General features: G+C 64.1%; 13 protein-coding genes. 5 read left to right on the top strand and 8 right to left on the bottom strand.

What is annotated here, in order from left to right:
- Positions 1-6 precede the first annotated feature (6 nt).
- Positions 7-3,687, top strand: coding sequence for a M1 family aminopeptidase (locus tag V0U35_RS03250; protein ID WP_330195216.1), 3,681 nt, complete (start codon positions 7-9; stop codon positions 3,685-3,687).
- A gap of 77 nt (positions 3,688-3,764) precedes the next feature.
- On the top strand, positions 3,765-5,447 hold the full coding sequence (locus V0U35_RS03255) for a carboxylesterase/lipase family protein (protein WP_330195217.1): 1,683 nt from the start codon (positions 3,765-3,767) through the stop codon (positions 5,445-5,447).
- Here V0U35_RS03255 and V0U35_RS03260 read toward each other — a convergent pair.
- Genes V0U35_RS03260 through V0U35_RS03285 form a run of 6 tightly spaced genes read right to left on the bottom strand, consistent with a single transcriptional unit; the run spans position 5,444 to position 12,999 of the window.
- Entirely contained in the window at positions 5,444-7,114 is a 1,671-nt protein-coding gene (locus V0U35_RS03260) for a formate--tetrahydrofolate ligase (protein WP_330195218.1), read from the bottom strand. The genes V0U35_RS03255 and V0U35_RS03260 overlap by 4 nt on opposite strands.
- Before the next feature lie 29 nt (positions 7,115-7,143).
- Positions 7,144-7,359, bottom strand: a complete 216-nt coding sequence (locus V0U35_RS03265) for a formate dehydrogenase subunit delta (RefSeq protein ID WP_330195219.1) — start codon at positions 7,357-7,359, stop codon at positions 7,144-7,146.
- On the bottom strand, positions 7,359-8,135 hold the full coding sequence (locus V0U35_RS03270; protein ID WP_330195220.1) for a formate dehydrogenase accessory sulfurtransferase FdhD: 777 nt from the start codon (positions 8,133-8,135) through the stop codon (positions 7,359-7,361). The genes V0U35_RS03265 and V0U35_RS03270 overlap by 1 nt, the downstream gene beginning before the upstream one ends.
- A gap of 4 nt (positions 8,136-8,139) precedes the next feature.
- Positions 8,140-10,965 carry a formate dehydrogenase subunit alpha gene (gene fdhF, locus V0U35_RS03275; RefSeq protein ID WP_330195221.1) on the bottom strand — a complete coding sequence of 942 codons (2,826 nt, stop codon included), beginning with the start codon at positions 10,963-10,965 and terminating at the stop codon, positions 8,140-8,142.
- 13 nt (positions 10,966-10,978) lie between these two features.
- Positions 10,979-12,535 carry a formate dehydrogenase beta subunit gene (locus V0U35_RS03280; RefSeq protein WP_330195222.1) on the bottom strand — a complete coding sequence of 519 codons (1,557 nt, stop codon included), beginning with the start codon at positions 12,533-12,535 and terminating at the stop codon, positions 10,979-10,981.
- Positions 12,532-12,999, bottom strand: coding sequence for an NAD(P)H-dependent oxidoreductase subunit E (locus tag V0U35_RS03285; protein ID WP_330195223.1), 468 nt, complete (start codon positions 12,997-12,999; stop codon positions 12,532-12,534). Before V0U35_RS03285 ends, V0U35_RS03280 begins: the two co-directional genes overlap by 4 nt.
- Before the next feature lie 139 nt (positions 13,000-13,138).
- Here V0U35_RS03285 and V0U35_RS03290 point away from each other — a divergent pair, with 139 nt between their 5' ends.
- Positions 13,139-14,341: an acetyl-CoA C-acyltransferase gene (locus V0U35_RS03290; protein ID WP_330195224.1), complete on the top strand. Its 1,203-nt coding sequence runs from the start codon at positions 13,139-13,141 to the stop codon at positions 14,339-14,341.
- 366 nt (positions 14,342-14,707) lie between these two features.
- Here V0U35_RS03290 and V0U35_RS03295 read toward each other — a convergent pair whose 3' ends face one another.
- On the bottom strand, positions 14,708-15,634 hold the full coding sequence (locus V0U35_RS03295; protein ID WP_330195225.1) for an alpha/beta fold hydrolase: 927 nt from the start codon (positions 15,632-15,634) through the stop codon (positions 14,708-14,710).
- A gap of 100 nt (positions 15,635-15,734) precedes the next feature.
- On the opposite strand from V0U35_RS03295, the gene glpK reads away from it, so the two are divergent.
- Entirely contained in the window at positions 15,735-17,237 is a 1,503-nt protein-coding gene (gene glpK / locus V0U35_RS03300; protein WP_330195226.1) for a glycerol kinase GlpK, read from the top strand.
- Here glpK and V0U35_RS03305 read toward each other — a convergent pair.
- On the bottom strand, positions 17,216-18,643 hold the full coding sequence (locus V0U35_RS03305) for a helix-turn-helix domain-containing protein (RefSeq protein ID WP_330195227.1): 1,428 nt from the start codon (positions 18,641-18,643) through the stop codon (positions 17,216-17,218). The two genes, glpK and V0U35_RS03305, sit on opposite strands and share 22 nt — an antisense overlap.
- 139 nt (positions 18,644-18,782) lie before the next feature.
- Between V0U35_RS03305 and aceA the strand changes: the two genes are divergently transcribed.
- The gene (gene aceA / locus V0U35_RS03310) at positions 18,783-20,075 is read left to right on the top strand and encodes an isocitrate lyase (RefSeq protein ID WP_330195228.1); all 1,293 of its coding nucleotides are present in this window, start codon (positions 18,783-18,785) and stop codon (positions 20,073-20,075) included.
- The last annotated feature ends 2 nt before the right edge of the window (positions 20,076-20,077 follow it).

Below are 20,077 nucleotides of genomic sequence, written 5' to 3' on the forward strand. Positions count from 1 at the left end.
CGCGCCATGCTCGGCAAGATCGCCAGTTTCGAATTCCGCTATCACCTGTTTTCACCGGCACTGATTTCGATCTTCCTCGTTTTCGGACTGCTGGGATTTGCCATTCCGGCGTCACCCAATGTGACGCTGACGGGCAGCGATGCGATCAATATCAACTCGCCGCAGGAAATCGCCCTGATGATTTCGGCGTTTTCGCTGTTCGCGATGGTCATACCGACCGTCTTCCTGGCCAGTGGTGTGCTGCGTGACCGCAGTTTCAATACCCAGGAATTGTTCTTCGCCTCGCCGGTCAGGGAGCACGACTACCTGATCGGTCGCTTCATCGGCGGTTTCGTGGTGACAATGCTGGCCTTCACCAGTATCCCGATCGGCCACTTCATTGGGGCGAGCATGCCCTGGGTCGACCCGGAGACGCTCGGGCCATTCAGCTTCTGGTTCTATTTCCACCCCTTCATCGTGTTCGGCATGGCCAACATGCTGATCATCGGCCTGGTCCTGTTTACGGCGGCCAATCTCAGCCGGTCGCTGCTGGTGACCTGGTCAGTCTTCATCGGCATGCTGGTGTTCAACACGGCGGGCGGCTTCCTGATGCAGGAACCGTCCTGGCGCGATCTCGCCGCACTCAGCGATCCGTTCGGAACCAACGCGCTGGCGCTTGTGACGCAGTACTGGACGACGGCGGAACAGAATACCCAGGTCGCGCCGCTGGAAGGCATCCTGCTTCAGAACCGGCTGATCTGGCTGGGTGTCGCGCTCGTCCTGTTTGTCTTCAACGTGATGATCTTCTCGTTCCGGCAGGGCAATGCGCGCGGATTGAAGAAGAACAAGTTCCGGCGTCAGGAAGCGCCCTTCGTGCCGACGGAAATCCAGCTGCCCAAGGCCCAGCCGACGCCCAAGAAGGCTGTGTTCCAGCAATTCCTGTCGCGGATCGCCTTCGAGGTCAAAGGCGTCGTTTTCAACATCGGATTCTGGATCGCGATCTTCTTCGTCGTCCTGCTGGTCGGCATCGCGGTCTTCCTCAACGTGCCGCCCTATGGCACGCCGAACTACCCGACGACGGCCACCGTCATGACCTCGATGATCGGCGGCTTCCTGCTCGTTCCGATTATCGTGGTGATCTACTACTCGTCGGAACTGATGTGGCGGGAACGCAATGTGCGGTTCTCCGATATCGTCGACGCCACACCGGCTCCGAACTGGGCCTTCATTTTCGCCAAGCTGATCGGGATGATGACCGTGATCTGCGGCATGATTGCCGTGGCCGTCATGATCGCCATTTTCTCGCAGCTCGTCCGCGGCTATTTCGATATCGACTTCGGACAATACCTGGTCCGAACCGTCATCGACCTCGTCATTCCGCTGACCATGCTGTCGATGCTGGCGATCTTCCTGCAGGTGCTGACCAACAACAAATGGATCGGCATTGTCGCCATCGGCCTGGTGTTCATCGTCACCAGTTTCGTGCTGGCCCCGATGGGCTTTACCCACAATCTCTACCGCTTCCCGTTTGTCAGCATCGTGCCCTACACGGACATGAACGGTTTTGGTCACCTGATCGGCATTCAGCTGTGGTGGTATCTCTACTGGGGGGCGATCAGCACCTTCCTGTTCACGCTTGCCTTCGTCATGTGGAATCGCGGGGCGCTGCTGCCGATCTGGCACCGGATTCGGGCCCTGCCGGGTTCATTCGGTCCGGGCACCGGACTTGCCGCCGCCGTCTCTCTGGCCGTGGCCGTCGGCGCGGGTGTGTGGATCTATCACAATACCGTCGTGCTCAATGACTTCGTCTCCGGACGCGACCAGCGCCGCATGGCTGCCGACTATGAACGCGAATGGCGTGATCAGCTGGAAGGCCTAGCGCAGCCCACGATCACCAGCGTCGACTACACGATCGATATCTTCCCCTATGAGCGCCGTTACACCGCGACCGGCACCAATGTGCTGGAGAACCGGACGGACGAGGCCATTCCGGTGGTCTGGGTCTCCTATGGGTCGGCCGACGTGATCCGGCATTCGCTTGATGGCGTTGAGGGCGAGGAACGCAGCGAGTACGGCAATCTCCATGCTTTCGAGCTCGACCCGCCGCTTCAGCCGGGTGAAAGCCGCACGCTGAGTTTCAATGTCGAGGTCACCAATCCGGGCTTCCGCAATGGCGGCAATGTCTCGTCGGTGATGTATAACGGGACCTTCTTCAACAATGGCGAGTTCGCGCCGTTCATTGGCTTCAACCGGAATGCCCTGATCCAGGATCCGGGTGAACGCCGGCGTCAGGATCTGCCGCCCATCGACCGCGCCTACGCGCTCGAGGACGAAGAACACTGGGACGACAACTACATCCGGCAGGATTCCGATTATGTGTCCTTCCGCACACTGGTCTCGACGGTCGAGGGCCAGACGGTCGTCGCGCCCGGCTATCTCCAGCGCGACTGGATCGAGGACGGCCGCCATTACTTCGAATACGTGATGGAGGACCTTAGCCTCAATTTCTTCAACTGGATGTCGGCCGAATACACCCTGGTCGAAGAGGACGTTGACGGCATCAACTACCAGGTCTTCTACCACCCGGAACACGACTGGAATGTCACGCGCATGATGCAGGGCGCGCAGGACTCGCTGGCCTATATGTCCGAGCACATCAGCCCGTACCAGTATCGCCAGTACCGGATGCTGGAATTCCCGGCCTATGCCAGCTTTGCCCAGTCTTTCCCGAACACGATCGCCTATTCGGAATCGATTGGCTTCACGGCGGACCTCAGTGACCCGGACGATATCGACTACGTCTATTACGTCACCGCACACGAGGCAGCCCACCAGTGGTGGGCCCACCAGATCATGGGCCCGAACGTCCAGGGCGGCAGCCTGCTGGTCGAGACCCTCGCCCAGTATTCGGCCCTGATGGTGATGGAGCAGGAATATGGTGCGGACCACATGCGCCGTTTCCTCAAGTACGAACTCGACACCTATCTGCAGAGCCGGGGGAGCGAGTCCCGCGAGGAACTGCCGCTCTACCGGGTGGAAAACCAGCCCTACATCCATTACCGCAAGGGCGCGGTGATCATGTACGCCCTGCAGGACTATGTCGGTGAGGACACGGTCAACGCGGCGCTGTCGCGGCTGGTCGCCGAGTTCCAGTACCGGTCCGACCCCTATCCCACGACGCTCGATTTCCTGCGCATCCTGCGCGAGGAAGCGGGGCCGGAGTGGGACAGCCTGATCACCGACTTCTTCGAGCGCATCGTCCTGTTCGACCTCGAGGTTTCCAGCGCGGAAACCCGCGAACTGGAGGACGGACGCTGGGAAACGACGATTGTTGTCGCGGCCCAGAAATTCGAGGCCGACGGACAGGGCGAAGAGGTCGAGGAAGCGATCGATTATGACATCGATATCGGCCTGTTCACACGCGGCCTCGATGGGGCTTTCGAGGGTACCGACCACATCCTCTACATGCAGAAGCACCGCATCAACGAGACCGAGGTGAGCATCACACTGGTCACGGACGAGCGGCCGCTCTTTGCTGGTGTCGACCCCTACAACAAGTTGATCGACCGGGATTCCAACGACAATCTGTTGCGGGTGACGATCGCGTCGGCGGAGTCCGGCGAAACAGATGACGAGGCGGACACCGACGATGAACCGTCCGGTGGTGCCGGGGAAGCGGCTCGGACTAGGACGCGCCGCCTCCCCTGAACAGGGACTCGACGATCCGCCGCGCCAATCTATGATCGCGGTCTGGGGTTGGGACCTTTCGGAATTGGAGGCGCGCCATGCGCGGTGTGACGGGATTGCTGGCCGGGCTCGTTCTGGCTGCCTGCGCGCAGGATGTGGACGGACCCACAGCCGAACCGGCGACCCGGATCGTGCTGGACGGTCAGGGCGCGACCACCGGCTATGTCGCCGATACCGGCGCGCATGTCTGGCTCGGCCTGCCCTATGCCGCACCGCCTGTGGGCGATCTGCGCTGGCGCGCGACGCGGCCGGCCTCGGGGTGGGATGGCGAGCGCGATGCGACCCGTCACGCCTCACGCTGTCCGCAGATTACCAACGTTCTTGACGAGCCCGAGGGACTTGAACCCGGACTGCTGGCGGGTGAGGAAGACTGCCTCTATCTGGATATCTATGCGCCGCCGGGTGCGGACGAATTGCCAGTCATGGTCTGGATACACGGGGGCAGTAATGTCTGGGGCCGGTCGTCGGAATATGATGGCTCCCAGCTGGCGATTGACCAGAATGTCATCATCGTCGCGGTGCAATACCGGCTCGGTCCGCTGGGATTCATGTCCGCGCCGGAGTTGCGCGCCGACGCCGAACGTCCGGAAGATCGCGCGGCGAATTTCGCCATTCTCGACCTGATCGAGTCACTGCGCTGGGTGCAGGCCCATGCCGAGGACTTTGGCGGGGATGCGGGCCGGGTGACGATTTTCGGCGAGAGTGCCGGCGGGCACAATGTCGCCGCCCTGCTGACCTCGCCGCTGGCCGAGGGCCTGTTTCACCGGGCCATCATCCAGAGCGGATCGGCCGCGACCGTGACCCGCGCAGAGGCCGAAGGCCGGTCGGGCGACCTCGCGAACGCATCGGGCGAGGTGCTCGGCCGTGTCGTGGAGGGGCCGGTGACGGCCGAGGCGCTCCGCGCAGTCAGCCTGGAAGACGTCTTTGCCGGGCTCGACCTCTCTGGCGGGTCCCACTACGACATGCCGCGCATGATCGAGGACGGGGTGACGGTTCCCGAGGGCGGGATAAGGGCTGCGCTTGCCTCGCCCGGCACATTCAATGCGGTACCGGTCATTACCGGCACGAACCGCGACGAGATGCGGCTGTTCAACGCGCTCAACCCGGACTTGGCCAGTCGTACGCTGGGCCTCTTCATCCGGCCGCGCGATCGCGACTACTACGCAGCGCTTTCCGACTATCAGAGCGCGATGTGGACGGTCGGAGCGGTGGATGATCTCGCCAGCGTGATGACGGCTGGTGGTCATGACGATGTCTGGGCTTACCGCTTCGACTGGGACGAGGGCGCGGCCAATCTGCTGGTCGATACCCGCTTCATGCTGGGAGCGGCGCACGCCATGGAAATCCCCTTCGTCTTCAACCGGTTTGAGCTCTTTGGCCGGCTCGACCCCTTCCTGTTCAACGACCGGAATGCCGAAGGCCGGGTGGCGCTGGCCCGTCAGATGGGCCGGCACTGGGCCGACTTCGCCCGTGATGGCGATCCCGGAGGTGGCTGGGAACGCTGGCGGGACGGCGGTGCGCGCATGCGGTTCGACACGCCCGCCGATGACGGTCCGGAACTGGTCACAGGCCGGACCGTGGTGGCCGACCTCGCCGATGCGCTGGCCAGCGATGCGCGTGTGGACAATGCCGAGCGCTGCCGTATCGCCCGGGCGATGGGCGACCGCTTTTTCGGCGACGGCGCGTCGGTCGCCGAACGCCTCGACTGCCCAGACGCCTAGAACAGGCCCTCGATTTCGCCGTCGGGGCCCAAACCAATGCCTTCGGCAGCCGGAACGCGTGGCAGGCCGGGCATGGTCATGATCGATCCGCAGATCGCCACGACGAACCCCGCGCCCGCCGAGAGGCGAACCTCCCGCACGGCGACCGAATGGTGTTCCGGTGCGCCGAGCAGTGTCGGGTCGGTCGAGAAGCTGTACTGGGTCTTGGCCATGCAAACCGGCAAATCGCCGAAGCCTGCCGCTTCCCAGGCTTTCAACTGGTCGCGCACGCTCTGGTCGGCCATCACCTCGTCGGCGCGGTAGATGCGTTTGGCGACCGTCTCGATCTTCTCGAACAGCGACAGGTGGTCCTTGTAGAGCGGGGCGAACTGCGCGGTCCCGGAATCAACGATCTCGACGACGCGGCGGGCGAGGTCTTCAGTGCCTGCTGACCCGTCCGCCCAGTGCCGGCAGACGATGGCTTCGGCCCCGAGTTCCTCGGCATAGGCCTGAACGGTCGCGACCTCGGCGTCGGTGTCGGAGGTGAAATGGTTGATCGCGACCACGGCCGTGACACCGAACTGGCGGACATTCTTGATATGGCGGCCGAGATTGACGCAGCCCTTTTTCAGCGCGGCGACATTCTCTTCGGTCAGCGCGTCCTTCTTGACCCCGCCATTGTATTTCAGTGCCCGGATGGTCGCGACGATAACGACGGCTTTCGGCTTCAGACCGGCCTTGCGGCACTTGATGTCGAAGAATTTCTCCGCGCCCAGATCGGCCCCGAATCCGGCCTCGGTGACGACATAGTCCGCGAGTTTGAGCGCGGTTTTGGTCGCGATCACCGAATTGCAGCCATGGGCGATATTGGCGAACGGGCCGCCATGGATGAAGGCCGGGTTGTTCTCCAGCGTCTGGACGAGGTTGGGCTGCATGGCTTCCTTTAAAAGGACAGTCATCGCGCCGTCGGCCTTGATGTCGCGGCAGGTCACGGCGGACTTGTCGCGCCGGTAGGCGACAATGATGTCACCGAGGCGTTTCTGCAAATCGGCCAGATCCGTGGCGAGGCAGAGGATCGCCATGACTTCGGACGCCACCGTGATGTCGAACCCGGCCTCGGACGGGAAACCGTTGGCGACCCCGCCGAGCGAGGAGACGATTGAGCGCAACGCCCGGTCATTCATGTCGAGCACGCGCCGCCAGACCACGCGCCGCTGATCGATTTCGAGCGCATTGCCCCAGTAGATGTGGTTGTCGATCATCGCCGCGAGCAGATTGTGCGCGCTGGTGATGGCGTGGAAATCACCGGTGAAGTGAAGGTTGATGTCTTCCATCGGCACGACCTGGGCCATGCCGCCACCGGCCGCGCCGCCCTTCATGCCGAAGCACGGACCGAGCGACGGTTCGCGAATGCAGATGGCGGCCTTCTTGCCAATCCGGTTCAGCGCATCACCCAGGCCCACCGTCGTCGTGGTCTTGCCTTCCCCTGCCGGTGTCGGATTGACGGCCGTGACGAGGACCAGTCCACCATCTTTGCGGTCTTTTAGCGAGCCGATGAAAGGTGCCGCGACCTTGGCCTTGTAGGGACCGTATTGCTGCAGGGCCTCGCCGGGAATGTCGAGCTTGGCGGCGATCTCGGTGACCGGTTTCATGGATGCGGCGCGCGCAATCTCGATATCGGATTTCATGTCCGTCGATCCTTCTTGTGTCGGGGGTATCAGGCGGGTGAGGCCAGCCGGTTCACGGCCTCGCGTACCGGTTCGGGCAGGCTGTCCGGTTTCTGATTGGCCAGGGCGATGATCTGGGTGCGCATGCGCGGGTCCCAGAAATTGCGCATGTGTGTGGCGATGCCGGCGACGGTTTCCTCATGGCCGTAGGGCTCGAAGAAATCGGCGATCTGGCGCGCCATGCGAATGAGGTCTTCGTCCCGCATCATTCCGTCCCGGAATTGAAGAGAATGGCATCCTCGCCCGAGCGGCAGGCGAGGGGAAGCCCCAGTTCGCGCGAGAGGTCGAGGGCCAGGCCGGTGGGGGCCGACACGGTGGCCAGAAGGGAGGCGTTGGTGATCGCTGCCTTGCAGACGAGTTCGAAACTGCATCGGCTCGACATGACGATGAAGCCGTTGTCTTCCAGCTGTCCCGAATGGGCGAGTGCCCCGACGAGCTTGTCGAGCGCATTGTGGCGGCCGACATCCTCGCGCACGAGGCTGACCGCCCCGTGCGGTGCGCACCAGGCCGCGGCGTGGACGCTGCGCGTTGCGGCATTGAGAGGTTGGGCGGCGGCGAGGCCGTAGAAGGCTTTCAGGATGGCTGGTTTGCCGGGTAGGGTTCGGTTACAAGACCTGGGAGCTGGCCGCCGTATGGCTTCCGCCAAAGTCTCCAACCCGCACAGCCCGCAACCCGACTGACCGTCGAGCGTGCGGCGGCGGAGCGCTTTACCGGTCAGCGCTTCGCGCGCAATGCGGATGTCGGCCGTGATCCCCTCGGGGTAGGTTTTCAGGGCCAACCCTTCGACCGCGCCGGCATCGGTGATGATCTGTTCGGTCAAGGCGAGGCCGATTGCGAGGTCTTCGAGATCGGCCGGTGTCGCCATCATCACGGTCCAGGCCGTACCGTTGAAACCGATCTCGACCGGGACTTCCTCGGCAATCCCCCAGGAGCCGCCGCCGGGCAGGGCGATGTCGCGCTTCGTGTCGGGGAAAGCGGCCAAGCGCCTACTCGGCCGGTTCGATCTCGGCGCGACGCTCGCGCCGCTCCATCTGCCAGTCCGACGGCATGTTGGCGAGCGTCACCTGAACCGCCGTCACCTTGTATTCGGGGCAGTTGGTCGCCCAGTCCGACAGCTCGGTCGTGACGACATTGGCCCCGGATTCAGGGTGGTGGAAAGTCGTGTAGACCACGCCCTGCGGCATGCGGTCGGAGATGACGGCGCGGATCGTGGTCGCGCCGATCCGGCTGCCGAGCGAAACCAGATCGCCGTCGGAAATACCGCGGATATCGGCATCGTGTGAATGGATTTCCAGCACATCCTCGCCATGCCACATCGAGTTTTTCGTGCGCCGTGTCTGCGCCCCGACATTGTATTGCGACAGGATACGGCCCGTCGTCAGGATCAGCGGATAGCGCCGGTTGGTCTTCTCCTCGGTCGGCACATAGCGGGTCAGCATGAACTGGCCCTTGCCGCGCACGAAGCCGCTGGCGTGCATGACGGGCGTGCCGTCCGGTGTTGCGTCATTGCAGGGCCACTGGATCGACTTGCCGCTATCGAGCTTTTCAAAACTCACGCCCGCGAAGGTCGGGGTCAGAGCCGCGATCTCGTCCATGATTGCCGCGCCGTCCGGCCAGCCCATCTCGTAGCCCATGGCGCGGGCAAGGCGGGCGACTGTCTCCCACTCGTGCATGCCCTGCAGGGGCGGCTTGATCGGGCGGACGCGATTGATGCGCCGCTCGGCATTGGTAAACGTCCCGTCCTTTTCCAGGAAGGACGTGCCGGGGAAAAAGACATGGGCGAAGGCGGCGGTCTCGTTCAGGAAGAGGTCCTGGACGATGACGCACTCCATCGCCTGCAGCGCGGCGGAGACGTGCAGCGTGTTGGGGTCGGACTGGGCGATGTCCTCGCCCTGCACGAAAAGACCTCTGAACGAGCCATCAAGCGCGGCGGCGAACATGTTCGGGATGCGCAGTCCCGGTTCGGGGTCGAGCGAGGCCTGCCAGTGTGCCTCGAACTCGCCGCGTACCGCCGCGTCGGAAATGTGCCGGTAGCCGGGAAGTTCGTGCGGGAAGGAGCCCATGTCGCACGATCCCTGGACGTTGTTCTGACCGCGCAGCGGGTTCACGCCCACACCCTCGCGCCCGATATTCCCGGTCGCCATGGCCAGATTGGCAAGGCCCATCACCATGGACGAGCCTTGCGAATGCTCGGTTACGCCGAGCCCGTAATAGATCGCGCCATTGCCGCCGGTGGCATAGAGCCGTGCCGCCGCGCGAATGTCCTCTGCCGGCACGCCGGTGACATCCTCAAGCGCTTCAGGAGAATTCTCCGCCAGCGCGATGAATTCCTTCCAGCGGTCAAAGGAGGGCGTTTCACAGCGTTCCGCGACAAAGGCCTCGTCAACGAGACCCTCGGTGACAATGGTGTGGGCGATGGCGTTGATCACCGCGACATTCGTGCCGGGGCGCAAGGGCAGGTGGTGGGCCGCCTCGACATGAGGCGAGCGCACCAGGTCGATGCGGCGCGGATCGATGACGATCAGCTTTGCGCCCTGACGCAGGCGGCGCTTCATGCGGCTCGCAAAAACCGGGTGGGCGTCGGTGGGATTGGCCCCGACGACGAGGATCACATCGGCTTTGGCGACGGATTTGAAATCCTGTGTCCCGGCCGAGGTGCCAAACGTGTTCTTCAGCCCGTAGCCGGTCGGTGAATGGCAGACCCGTGCGCAGGTGTCGACATTGTTGTTGTGGAACGCGGCGCGGACCATTTTCTGGACCGCATAGACTTCCTCATTGGTGCAGCGTGAGGAGGTGATCCCACCAATCGCGCCGGTGCCGTGTTCGGTCTGGATCGCTTTGAGACGCTCGGCCGCATAACTGATGGCTTCGTCCCAGCTGACTTCACGCCAGGGGGCATTTGTCGTCTCGCGGATCATCGGTGAAAGGATTCGGTCGGCATGGGTGGCATAGCCCCAGGCAAAGCGCCCCTTCACGCAGGAATGGCCTTCATTTGCGCCGCCATCCTTGTGCGGCGTCATGCGCACGACCTCGTCGCCCTGCAGTTCAGCGCGGAAGGAACACCCGACACCGCAATAGGCGCAGGTGGTGATCACCGAGCGATTGGGCTGGCCGTGACCAAGAATGGTGTTTTCGGTGAGCGTCGCGGTCGGGCAAGCCTGCACACAGGCCCCGCAGGAGACGCATTCGGAGTCGATGAAGGCCTCGCCCGCGCTGGCGGAGACTTTGGAGTCAAAGCCCCGGTCCTCGATGGTCAGGGCGAACGTGCCTTGCACCTCTTCGCAGGCGCGTACACAGCGCGAACAGACGATGCATTTCGCCGGGTCGAAAGTGAAATAGGGGTTGGACGTGTCCTTCTCGGCATCGAGATGACCTTCGCCCTCATAGCCGTAGCGCACTTCGCGCAAACCCACTTCACCGGCGCGGTCCTGCAATTCGCAATCGCCATTTGCGCCACAGGTCAGGCAGTCCAGCGGGTGATCGGAGATGTAGAGCTCCATCACGCCGCGGCGGATGCGTTCCAGACGCTCGGTCTGAGTGGCGATCTTCATCCCCGCCTCGACCGGCGTCGTGCAGGAGGCGGGCGTCCCTTTCCGGCCCTCGATCTCGACGAGGCAGAGGCGGCAAGAGCCGAACGCGTTGAGGCTGTCGGTCGCGCAGAGTTTCGGGATGTCGGTTCCGGCCAGCGCAGCAGCGCGCATCACCGACACGCCCTCGGGCACGTCGTGGCGACGGCCGTCGATCTCGACCGTCACGGTCCGGCCCGTTTCCACGCCGGGCGTCCCGTAATCACGATCCTTCATCACGCTCATGGCCGGTATCCTATCATGGCTTGGCCCCGGTTTCAGCGCGGCGGAAATCTTCCGGGAAATGCTGCATCGCGCTGCGCACCGGCATGGGGGTCAGCCCGCCCATCGCGCAGAGCGAGCCGTCGACCATCACCTCGCAAAGATCATCGAGGAGTTTCAGGTTCTTCTCGACATTGTCTCCGGCGCGGATTTTCGCGACCGTCTCGGCTCCGCGCACCGCGCCGACCCGGCAGGGCGTGCACTTGCCGCAGGATTCCTCGGCGCAGAATTCCATCGCGAACTCGGCCTGGCGGGCCATGTCGACCGTGTCGTTGAAGACGACGATTCCCCCATGGCCGAGCATGGCTCCGGCGCTGGCAAGCGCCTCATAGTCCATTTCCACATCAAGACCGGAAGCCGGGATGTAGGCTCCGAGCGGGCCGCCCACCTGGACTGCACGCACTTTCCGCCCCGACCGTGTGCCGCCGCCATACTCCTCGATCAACTCGCGTAGCGTAACGCCGAAGGCGGTTTCGACGAGGCCGCCCCGCTTGATGTCGCCAGCCAGTTGAAAGGCCTGCGTCCCGCGCGATCTTCCCGTGCCAAGCGCGGCATAGGCGTCCGGTCCTTGTCCGAGAATGTCCGGCACGGCGGCAAGCGAGAGCACGTTGTTGACGACGGTGGGCTGGCCGAAGAGGCCGGCAATGGCGGGGATGGGCGGCTTGGCGCGGACCATGCCGCGCTTGCCCTCAAGGCTGTCGAGCATGGCCGACTCCTCGCCGCAGATATAACTCCCCGCGCCGCGCCTTACGGTCAGATGGAAGTCCCGCCCCGACTCGAGGATGTTCGCGCCGAGCAGGCCCTTGCCTTCCATGGCGTGGATCGCCGCGCGCATGGTGGAGATGGCTTGCGGATATTCGGAGCGGATATAGACGAAGCCTTCTGTCGCGCCGACCGCCATGCCGGCGATGATCATGCCTTCGATGAGGCCGAACGGATCGCTTTCCAGGATCATGCGATCGGCATAGGTGCCGCTGTCGCCCTCATCGGCATTGCAGCAGATGTATTTCTGCTCGGCTTTCGCGCCCAGCACGGTCTTCCACTTGATGCCGGTCGGGAAACCGGCCCCGCCCCGTCCGCGCAAGCCGGAAGCCGTCACCGCCTCGACGATGGATTCCGGTGCCAACTCGGCCGCGGCCTTGAGCCCGGTGAGGCCACCGTGGGCCTCGTAGTCGGCCAGATCGAGCGGATCGGTGACGCCGCAGCGCGCGAAGGTGATGCGGGTCTGCTTTTCGAGGAAAGGAATATTCGCGACCGGTCCGGTGCAGAGCGCGTGCTCGCCGCCGGTCAGGAAACCCACCTTGAACAGGTCAGCAACATCGCCCGGCGCGACCGGGCCATAGCCGACGCGTTCACCAGCAATCTCGACCTCGACCAGTGGTTCCAGCCAGTAGAGCCCGCGAGATCCGGTCCGGGTTATGGCGACATTCGCGCCGCGTGTATCCGCCTCGCGGGAAATGGCCTCGGCGACGGCGTCAGCGCCGACCGAACGCGCCGCGCTGTCTGATGGGACGAAGACGCGGATTGCGTTCACCGGCCACCCCCCTTCACGCGGGCAAGAATGGTGTCGCGGTCGGCCCGTCCGATCAGGTCTCCATCGACCATGGCGGCGGGCGAGAGGGCGCAATTGCCCAGGCAATAAACCGCTTCGAGCGTCACACCGCCGTCAGGCGAGGTCGCCCCGGTGGAACAGCCCAAATCGCGTTCGAGGTCGGCGGCGAGCGCGTCTCCACCGGCGGCCTGACAGGACTCGGCCCGGCAGAGTTTCACCACACAGCGCCCCTGCGGCTCCTCGGTGAAGTCGGTATAGAAGCTGCGTACGCCATGGACTTCGGCGCGGGAGCGGTTGATGGCATGGGCCAGCGTACGCAACGCCGCGTCATCGACACAGCCGAACCGGTGCTGCACGTCGTGCAGCATTTCGATGAGCGCGTCGGGGCGGTTGGCATGGGCCGCCGCAATGGCGCGGACCGCCTCGTCTGCTTCCGATCCGTTCAAGCGCTCACCTCCCGTCAATCGCCCGCAGATTGAAGGAGGAGACCTTAACCCGGATTCAATTTCAACGCACAGGCGACAGGGCGCGATATTTCCGTGATAGTGGAGGCCAGGAACCGGACCAGACTCACGAGGAATACCCATGCGCGAAGCCGTCATCGTCTCCACCGCCCGCACGCCGATCGGCAAGGCCTATCGCGGCGCGTTCAACAACACCCAGGCCCAGGAGCTGGGCGGGCATGTCATCGCCAATGCGGTCAAACGCGCCGGGATCGATGGGGCCGAGGTCGATGACGTGATCATGGGCGCGGCGATGCAGCAGGGCTCGACCTTTCAGAACACGGCGCGGCAATGCCTCATCCGGGGCGGGTTGCCGACGAGTGTCGCGGGCATGACGGTCGACCGGCAGTGCGCCTCGGGCATGATGGCGATCTCGGTCGCGGCCAAGCAGATCATCACCGATGGCATGGCGGTGACGGTCGGCGGCGGGCTGGAATCCATCTCGCTCGTCCAGAACGAGCACATGAATCTCCACCGCGCTTTTGATCCGTGGATCAATGAACACGTCCCCGCGCTCTACATGTCGATGCTGGAAACCGCCGAAATTGTCGCCGACCGCTATGGCATTTCCCGCGAGGCGCAGGACGAATATTCGCTGCAATCCCAGCAGCGCACAGCCGCGGCACAGGCTGCCGGAAAGTTCGATGACGAGATCGTGCCGCTGGCTTCGAAAATGGGCGTGATGGACAAGGAGACGAAGGAAATCTCTATCGTCGATACACTGTTGAAGCAGGACGAGGGCAATCGCGCCGACACGACGCTGGAAGGCCTTTCCGGGCTGCGCACCGTCCACGCTAACGGCCAGAAGGTGAAGGAAGGCAAATACATCACCGCCGGCAATGCGTCCCAGCTGTCCGACGGGGCCTCGGCCTCGGTGCTGATGGAAGCGAAGGAAGCCGAGAAGCGCGGCCTGACGCCGCTCGGGGCGTATCGCGGTATCGCGGTGGCCGGTCTCGACCCGGACGAGATGGGCATCGGCCCGGTCTATGCCGTGCCGAAACTCCTGAAAGCCCACGGGCTGAAGATGGACGATATCGGCCTGTGGGAGCTCAACGAAGCCTTCGCCGTGCAGGTCCTCTACTGCCGGGACAAGCTCGGCATCCCGAACGAGAACCTCAACGTCAATGGCGGCGCGATCTCCATCGGCCACCCCTATGGCATGTCCGGCGCGCGCATGGTCGGCCACGCCCTCATCGAGGGCAAACGCCGCGGCGTGAAATACGTGGTCTGCACGATGTGCGTCGGCGGCGGCATGGGCGCGGCCGGATTGTTCGAGGTTTTATAGGGAAAGTTTACCCTCTCCCTCCAGGGAGAGGGGGCTTTGCGGGCCGATTGCAATTGCAATACCCAAGGGCTGTTCGCCGCTTCCATCATCGGAAACCGGGGTTCCTGCGGAAGCAGGAATCCAGAAAGCTAGCTCTGGATCCCAGCTTTCGCTGGGAACCCGAGGGAGCATTCGACAGCAGTCTTCATACTGAGGTGCTTTCCGCCTGCCCTCGCGAAAGCGGGGGTCAGGAAAGTCTTAAAAGTACGCTGTGCACCGTTTCCCATCCTTCAAGGCTGCTTCGCAGCACCTCAGGATGAGGGATTTCCATTGATTTAAGACCCCTCACATGGGCCCTCTCCCTGGAGGGAGGGGGCACTCGCGTCCCTAAAGCCGCTGTTCGATCCAGTCGGCAAATTTGTTGATCTCCGCCTCGGCTCCGATCTCGTTGACGGTCTCGTGGCGGAAATGGCTGAGAATATTGACGGTGACGTCTTTGAGGCCCTGCCTGCGCAGGCGTTCAGCGAGCGCGGTGACCGCCTTGCCGCCATCGGTCGCGGGGTCGTCTTCCCCGCCGATGAGGTGAAGCGGGAAGTCCTTGCGGATCGGCTTCAGCGCGGCGTTGTCCTGCGCCAGTCCCATGCCGTGCGCGAAATCCTTCCACAGCGAGATCTGCGCCGGCCAGCCGCACAGCGGGTCGGCGACATAGGCATCAACGGCACCAAGGTCGCGTGACAGCCAGCCAAAGGCCGAACGTTCGGCAGAGAAATTCTTGTCCCAGGTCTTGAAGGTCATGCCGTCGATCAGGGTGGCCGGTTTGCGGTCCCCGCCGACGAGCGATTCCAGGCCCAGCACGAATTTGAGGAGGCCGACTGGCCCGGAAAGATTGGCATTCCAGATCGCGGCACCGGCGAGATGTTCGCTCTCACGGAGCACCTGGTTGAAGGCGATGGTTCCGCCCATGGAATGACCCAGCACGAAGAGCGGAACGCCGGGATGGCGCGCGCGCAGATCGGCTTCGACGGCACTGACATCTGTCATCACCTTGTCCCAGCCGCCAGTGTCCGCAAAGCGGCGCGGTGAGCCATCGGGCGCGGTGGTGAAGCCGTGCCCGCGATGGTCATGGGCACAGACATGAATGCCCCGCCCGCTCAGTATCTGCGCAAACTTCCCATAGCGAGCGGCGTGTTCGGCAAGGCCGTGATTGACGTGGAGGAGGGCGCGCAGATTGCCCTGCGCGGGCCGGTCATAGACGTTGAGGCTCGCTCCGCTGGGGCTGTCCAGCGTCCGGCGCTCGAAACCTGATTGAGCCATGTCACTCCCTCCCTCGCGTCGGCACACACGCTAGCGCGTTTCCTCCCGGCAAGGCGAGGCTATAGTCGCGGGCGAAAGGCCGAACCGGGAGGAACAAGGGATGGGCAAGGACGCGCTGCTGGCCATCGATCAGGGAACGACAAGCTCGCGCGCCATCGTGTTTGCGCCCGATGGCACGGTGATCGCCGCCGCGCAGCAGGAATTCGCCCAGATCTACCCCCAGCCGGGCTGGGTTGAGCACGACGCGGACGTGATCTGGGCAACGGTGACGACGACGATCCGGCAGGCGGCGGCGAAAGCGGCCAAGGCCGGTTGGACCATTCGCGCGGCGGGCCTGACCAACCAGCGCGAAACGTCCATCATCTGGGACCGGAAAACCGGGCGACCGATCCATAATGCCATCGTCTGGCAGGACCGGCGTACCGCCGACCGCTGTCGCAACATGCGCGAAGCGGGACATGAAACGCTTGTCGCGGAGAAGACCGGCCTCGTTCTCGATCCCTATTTCTCGGCCACGAAGTTCGCCTGGATTCTCGATGCCGTGGACGCGGCGCGGGACTGGGCGGCGAGAGGCGAGCTCGCCTTTGGCACGGTTGACAGCTTCCTGATCTGGCGGCTCACCGGCGGCGCGGTTCATGCGACTGACGCGACCAATGCCAGCCGGACCTCGCTCTTCGATCTGAAAGCCTCGCGCTGGGACAACGAATTACTCGATCTCTTCGGCGTGCCGGCGTCCGGCCTGCCAGACGTGCGCGACTGCGCCGGAGACTTCGGCACGATCAGCGAGGACATCCTGCCCGGTGGTGTACCCATTCTCGGCGTTGCGGGCGACCAGCAGGCCGCCGCCATCGGTCAGGCCTGTTTCGCGCCGGGCGAAGCGAAATGCACCTATGGCACCGGGGCTTTCCTGCTGCTCAATACGGGACGGAATATGGCGGTGTCCGAGAACCGTCTGTTGTCGACCGTCGCCTACCGGCTGAACGGGGAAACGACATTCGCGCTGGAAGGCTCGGTTCTCTCGGCCGGAGCGACGGTGCAATGGCTGCGCGACGGGCTTGGCCTCATCGGCAAGGCCTCGGAAATCGAGGCGCTGGCGGCCAGTGCCGATCCGGACAGCGGTGTCTATCTCGTTCCGGCCTTCACCGGGCTCGGTGCGCCCTGGTGGGATGCCGAGGCGCGCGGCGCGCTGGTCGGGCTGACGCGAGGAGCAGGCCGTGCCGAGATCGCGCTTGCGGCGCTCGATTCCACCGCGCACCAGACCGGCGACCTCCTCGACGCGATGGCCCGCGACGGTGTTCCGGCGAGCCGGCTCAAGGTCGATGGCGGGATGGCGGGGAATGACCGCTTCCTGCAACGCCTTGCGGACCTCACCGGCGTCGCCGTGACCCGCCCGGTCAACACCGAGTCGACCGCCTGGGGCGCAGCCTTCCTCGCCGGGCTGGGGGCGGGGATGATTGCATCGCTCGAAGAAGGCGCGTCTATGTGGAAAGCCGACCGCTCCTTCTCGCCGGAGCTGGTAGACGAGGCACGGCAGGCCAGCCGGGCGGGTTGGTCAGAAGCGGTCGCGCGAGTGCTCTGCGATCAACCTTCGTCGAAAGCGTAGGGGCTCAAACTCCGCCGCCACGGGTCGGGCTGAAGCGGGCGGTTCATCGGCGGGAAGGCGCGATGGGCACAGGCCGGGCGTTCGCAGATCCGGCAGGCGAGGCCGATTTTCGCCGCGTCGGTTTCCGCCAGTCCATCGGCATAGAGTATGCGCTCGGCGTTCTCCCACTCACAGCCAACGGCGACCGCATATCGGACCGGCGGTTCACCCGGCGCACCAGGCTTGTGAATGGCCCTGACCACCGAGACATAGGCGCTGCCATCGGGCAGTTCGAAGCGCTGGCGCAGGAGGCGTTCGGGCGTGCGGAACGCCTCGTAAAGCGCCCATTTCGGACAGCCGCCGCCTGACCGGGCAAAAGGCAGGACGCCGCCTCCATGGCGTTTGGAAACATTCCCGGCGAGATCGACCCGCACCATGAAAAAGGGCACGCCGCGTTCGCCCTGGCGCTGCAGCGTCGTCAGGCGATGGCAGACCGTCTCGAAACTGGCTTCAAAGCGGCGGCAGAGAAGCTCAATATCGTAGCGGCTGGCTTCAGCCGCCTTCAGGAAAGCCGAGTAGGGCATCAGCAACGCCGCCGCGAAATAGTTGGCGAGGCTGATCCGGTAGAGCGTGCGGGCCTCCTTCGCCGCGAAGCCGGGCCGGTCGGCAAGTTCGTCGATCAACTCACCTTGCTCGAGGAGGGCAATGGCCGTCGCCATCTGGAAGGGGCGGGCTTCCAGCGGCAGGGATTCAGCCAGCATGAGCCGCCGGGCGTGGAAGTCGAGCCGCCGTCTCGTGCCGCCCATGACCGCGTCCTCGAACACCCGCACCACGACGCCATGGGCGTCCTGGAGATGATCTTCCAGCGTGCGATCCCGGTGCCGGGTCACGAGCTTCAACTTGCGCGCCAGGTCCTCGGCAGCGGTTTCGAGTTCGGGGAAATGATTGCGCTGGGCGTCGATGGCATCGCGCACCGCTTCGGGCGCGCCACCGGCACCGACATGCGCACCGCCGGAAATGCGCGACATCATTTCCGCCGCTGCACCGGTCGATTCCCGGTAGGCCTGATGCAGGCGGGTCAGGGCTTCGGCCGCACGCGGCTGGGATTCGGCCAGCTCCGTCAGCTCGATCCGGTCCAGCGCGAGGGCCGACAGGACCGGTTCGGCCGCGGCCTCCTCGAGGTCGGCAACCAGCTGGCGGTCCGAGCCCTCGGCAAAGCCGCGCACATCGATATCGAAGGTGTCGGCGAGCGCGAGCAGGACGCGGGCCGTGATCGGCCGCTGGTTGCGTTCCAGGAGGTTGAGATAGCTCGGCGAGACGCCCAGCGCCTCGGCGGCTTCGGCCTGGGTCAGCCCCTGTTCGCGCCGCAATCGGCGCAGGCGTGCCCCGGCGAAAATCTTCTCCTGCGGTGTCGTCGGTTCCAGCATGTCAATTATTTACAACACGACATCATGACAATTGTAGGAAGTATACACCGACGCCTCTTTCCTTGCCAGAGGCCATGGACGCCTTTGTTTTAAAGGGTCTAGGTCAGGGCAACGGATGGTTCCAACACGGAGGGCGGTCATGACCGGTCACACATTCACTTCCCTGATTCCCGCGGCCGAGGGCCGGTTTGATGGCATCGAGCGCAATTACACCGCCGACGAAGTCGTGGCGCTGCGCGGCTCGCTGCAGATCGAACACACGCTGGCGCGGCACGGGGCGGACAAGCTCTGGTCGCTCCTCAAGACCGAGCCCTACATCAATGCGCTGGGCGCGCTTTCGGGAAACCAGGCCATGCAGATGGTCCGGGCGGGCCTGAAGGCTATCTACCTGTCCGGCTGGCAGGTGGCGGCCGACGCCAACACGGCCGGGTCGATGTATCCCGACCAGTCGCTCTACCCGGCCAACTCCGCGCCGGAACTGGCCAGGAAGATCAACACCACACTGCGCCGCGCCGACCAGATCGAGGTCAGCGAGGGCGGGGCGTCGCGCGACTGGTTCGCGCCGATCGTCGCCGATGCCGAGGCCGGCTTCGGCGGACCGCTTAATTGCTATGAAATCATGCGCGCCTTCATCGAGGCCGGCGTGGCCGGGGTCCATTTCGAGGACCAGGTCGCGGCTGAGAAGAAGTGCGGCCATCTAGGCGGCAAGGTTCTGGTCTCCACCAGCGCCCACGAGCGCAATCTCAACGCGGCGCGCCTGGCGGCGGATGTGGCGGGTGTGCCGACGCTGATCCTGGCACGGACTGATGCGGAATCGGCCACGCTGATCAATTCCGACATCGACGAGCGTGACCACGAGTTCATCGATTTCGAGGCCGGGCGTACGCCGGAAGGCTTCTATCGCCTGAAACCCGGCATGGGCGTCGATCACTGTATCAAGCGCGGTCTCGCCTATGCGAAATATGCCGACCTTCTGTGGTGGGAGACGTCGAAGCCCAATCTCGACGAGGCGCGCCGCTTCGCCGAGGCGATCCAGCGCGAATTCCCGGGCAAGATGATGGCCTATAACTGCTCGCCGTCCTTCAACTGGGAAGCCAATCTCGACAAGGAAACCATCGAGACCTTCCAGCAGGAGTTGGGCGCGATGGGCTACAAATTCCAGTTCGTCACACTTGCCGGTTTCCACCAGCTCAATCACGGCATGTTCCAGCTGGCCTCGGGTTATCGCGACCGCGGCATGGGGGCGTATTCCGAGCTTCAACAGGCCGAGTTCGGTTCAGAGAAAGACGGCTACACGGCCACCCGTCACCAGCGCGAGGTCGGCACCGGCTATTTCGACCGGGTCAACCAGACGCTTTCAGGCGGTCTCGCCTCGACGACGGCGATGGGTGAATCGACCGAGAGCGCGCAGTTCACCGTGGCGGCGGAATAGTC

Source organism: Hyphobacterium marinum, assembly GCF_036330325.1.
GTDB lineage: Bacteria > Pseudomonadota > Alphaproteobacteria > Caulobacterales > Maricaulaceae > Hyphobacterium > Hyphobacterium marinum.

Bases quoted from the DNA above. Each gene is read 5' to 3' on its own strand.
- V0U35_RS03250 (WP_330195216.1), top strand. From the start codon at position 7: ATGCTCGGCAAGATCGCCAGTTTCGAATTCCGCTATCACCTGTTTTCA.
- V0U35_RS03255 (WP_330195217.1), top strand. From the start codon at position 3,765: ATGCGCGGTGTGACGGGATTGCTGGCCGGGCTCGTTCTGGCTGCCTGC.
- V0U35_RS03260 (WP_330195218.1), bottom strand. From the start codon at position 7,114: ATGAAATCCGATATCGAGATTGCGCGCGCCGCATCCATGAAACCGGTC.
- V0U35_RS03265 (WP_330195219.1), bottom strand. From the start codon at position 7,359: ATGCGGGACGAAGACCTCATTCGCATGGCGCGCCAGATCGCCGATTTC.
- fdhF (WP_330195221.1), bottom strand. From the start codon at position 10,965: ATGAGCGTGATGAAGGATCGTGATTACGGGACGCCCGGCGTGGAAACG.
- V0U35_RS03290 (WP_330195224.1), top strand. From the start codon at position 13,139: ATGCGCGAAGCCGTCATCGTCTCCACCGCCCGCACGCCGATCGGCAAG.
- V0U35_RS03295 (WP_330195225.1), bottom strand. From the start codon at position 15,634: ATGGCTCAATCAGGTTTCGAGCGCCGGACGCTGGACAGCCCCAGCGGA.
- glpK (WP_330195226.1), top strand. From the start codon at position 15,735: ATGGGCAAGGACGCGCTGCTGGCCATCGATCAGGGAACGACAAGCTCG.
- V0U35_RS03305 (WP_330195227.1), bottom strand. From the start codon at position 18,643: ATGCTGGAACCGACGACACCGCAGGAGAAGATTTTCGCCGGGGCACGC.
- aceA (WP_330195228.1), top strand. From the start codon at position 18,783: ATGACCGGTCACACATTCACTTCCCTGATTCCCGCGGCCGAGGGCCGG.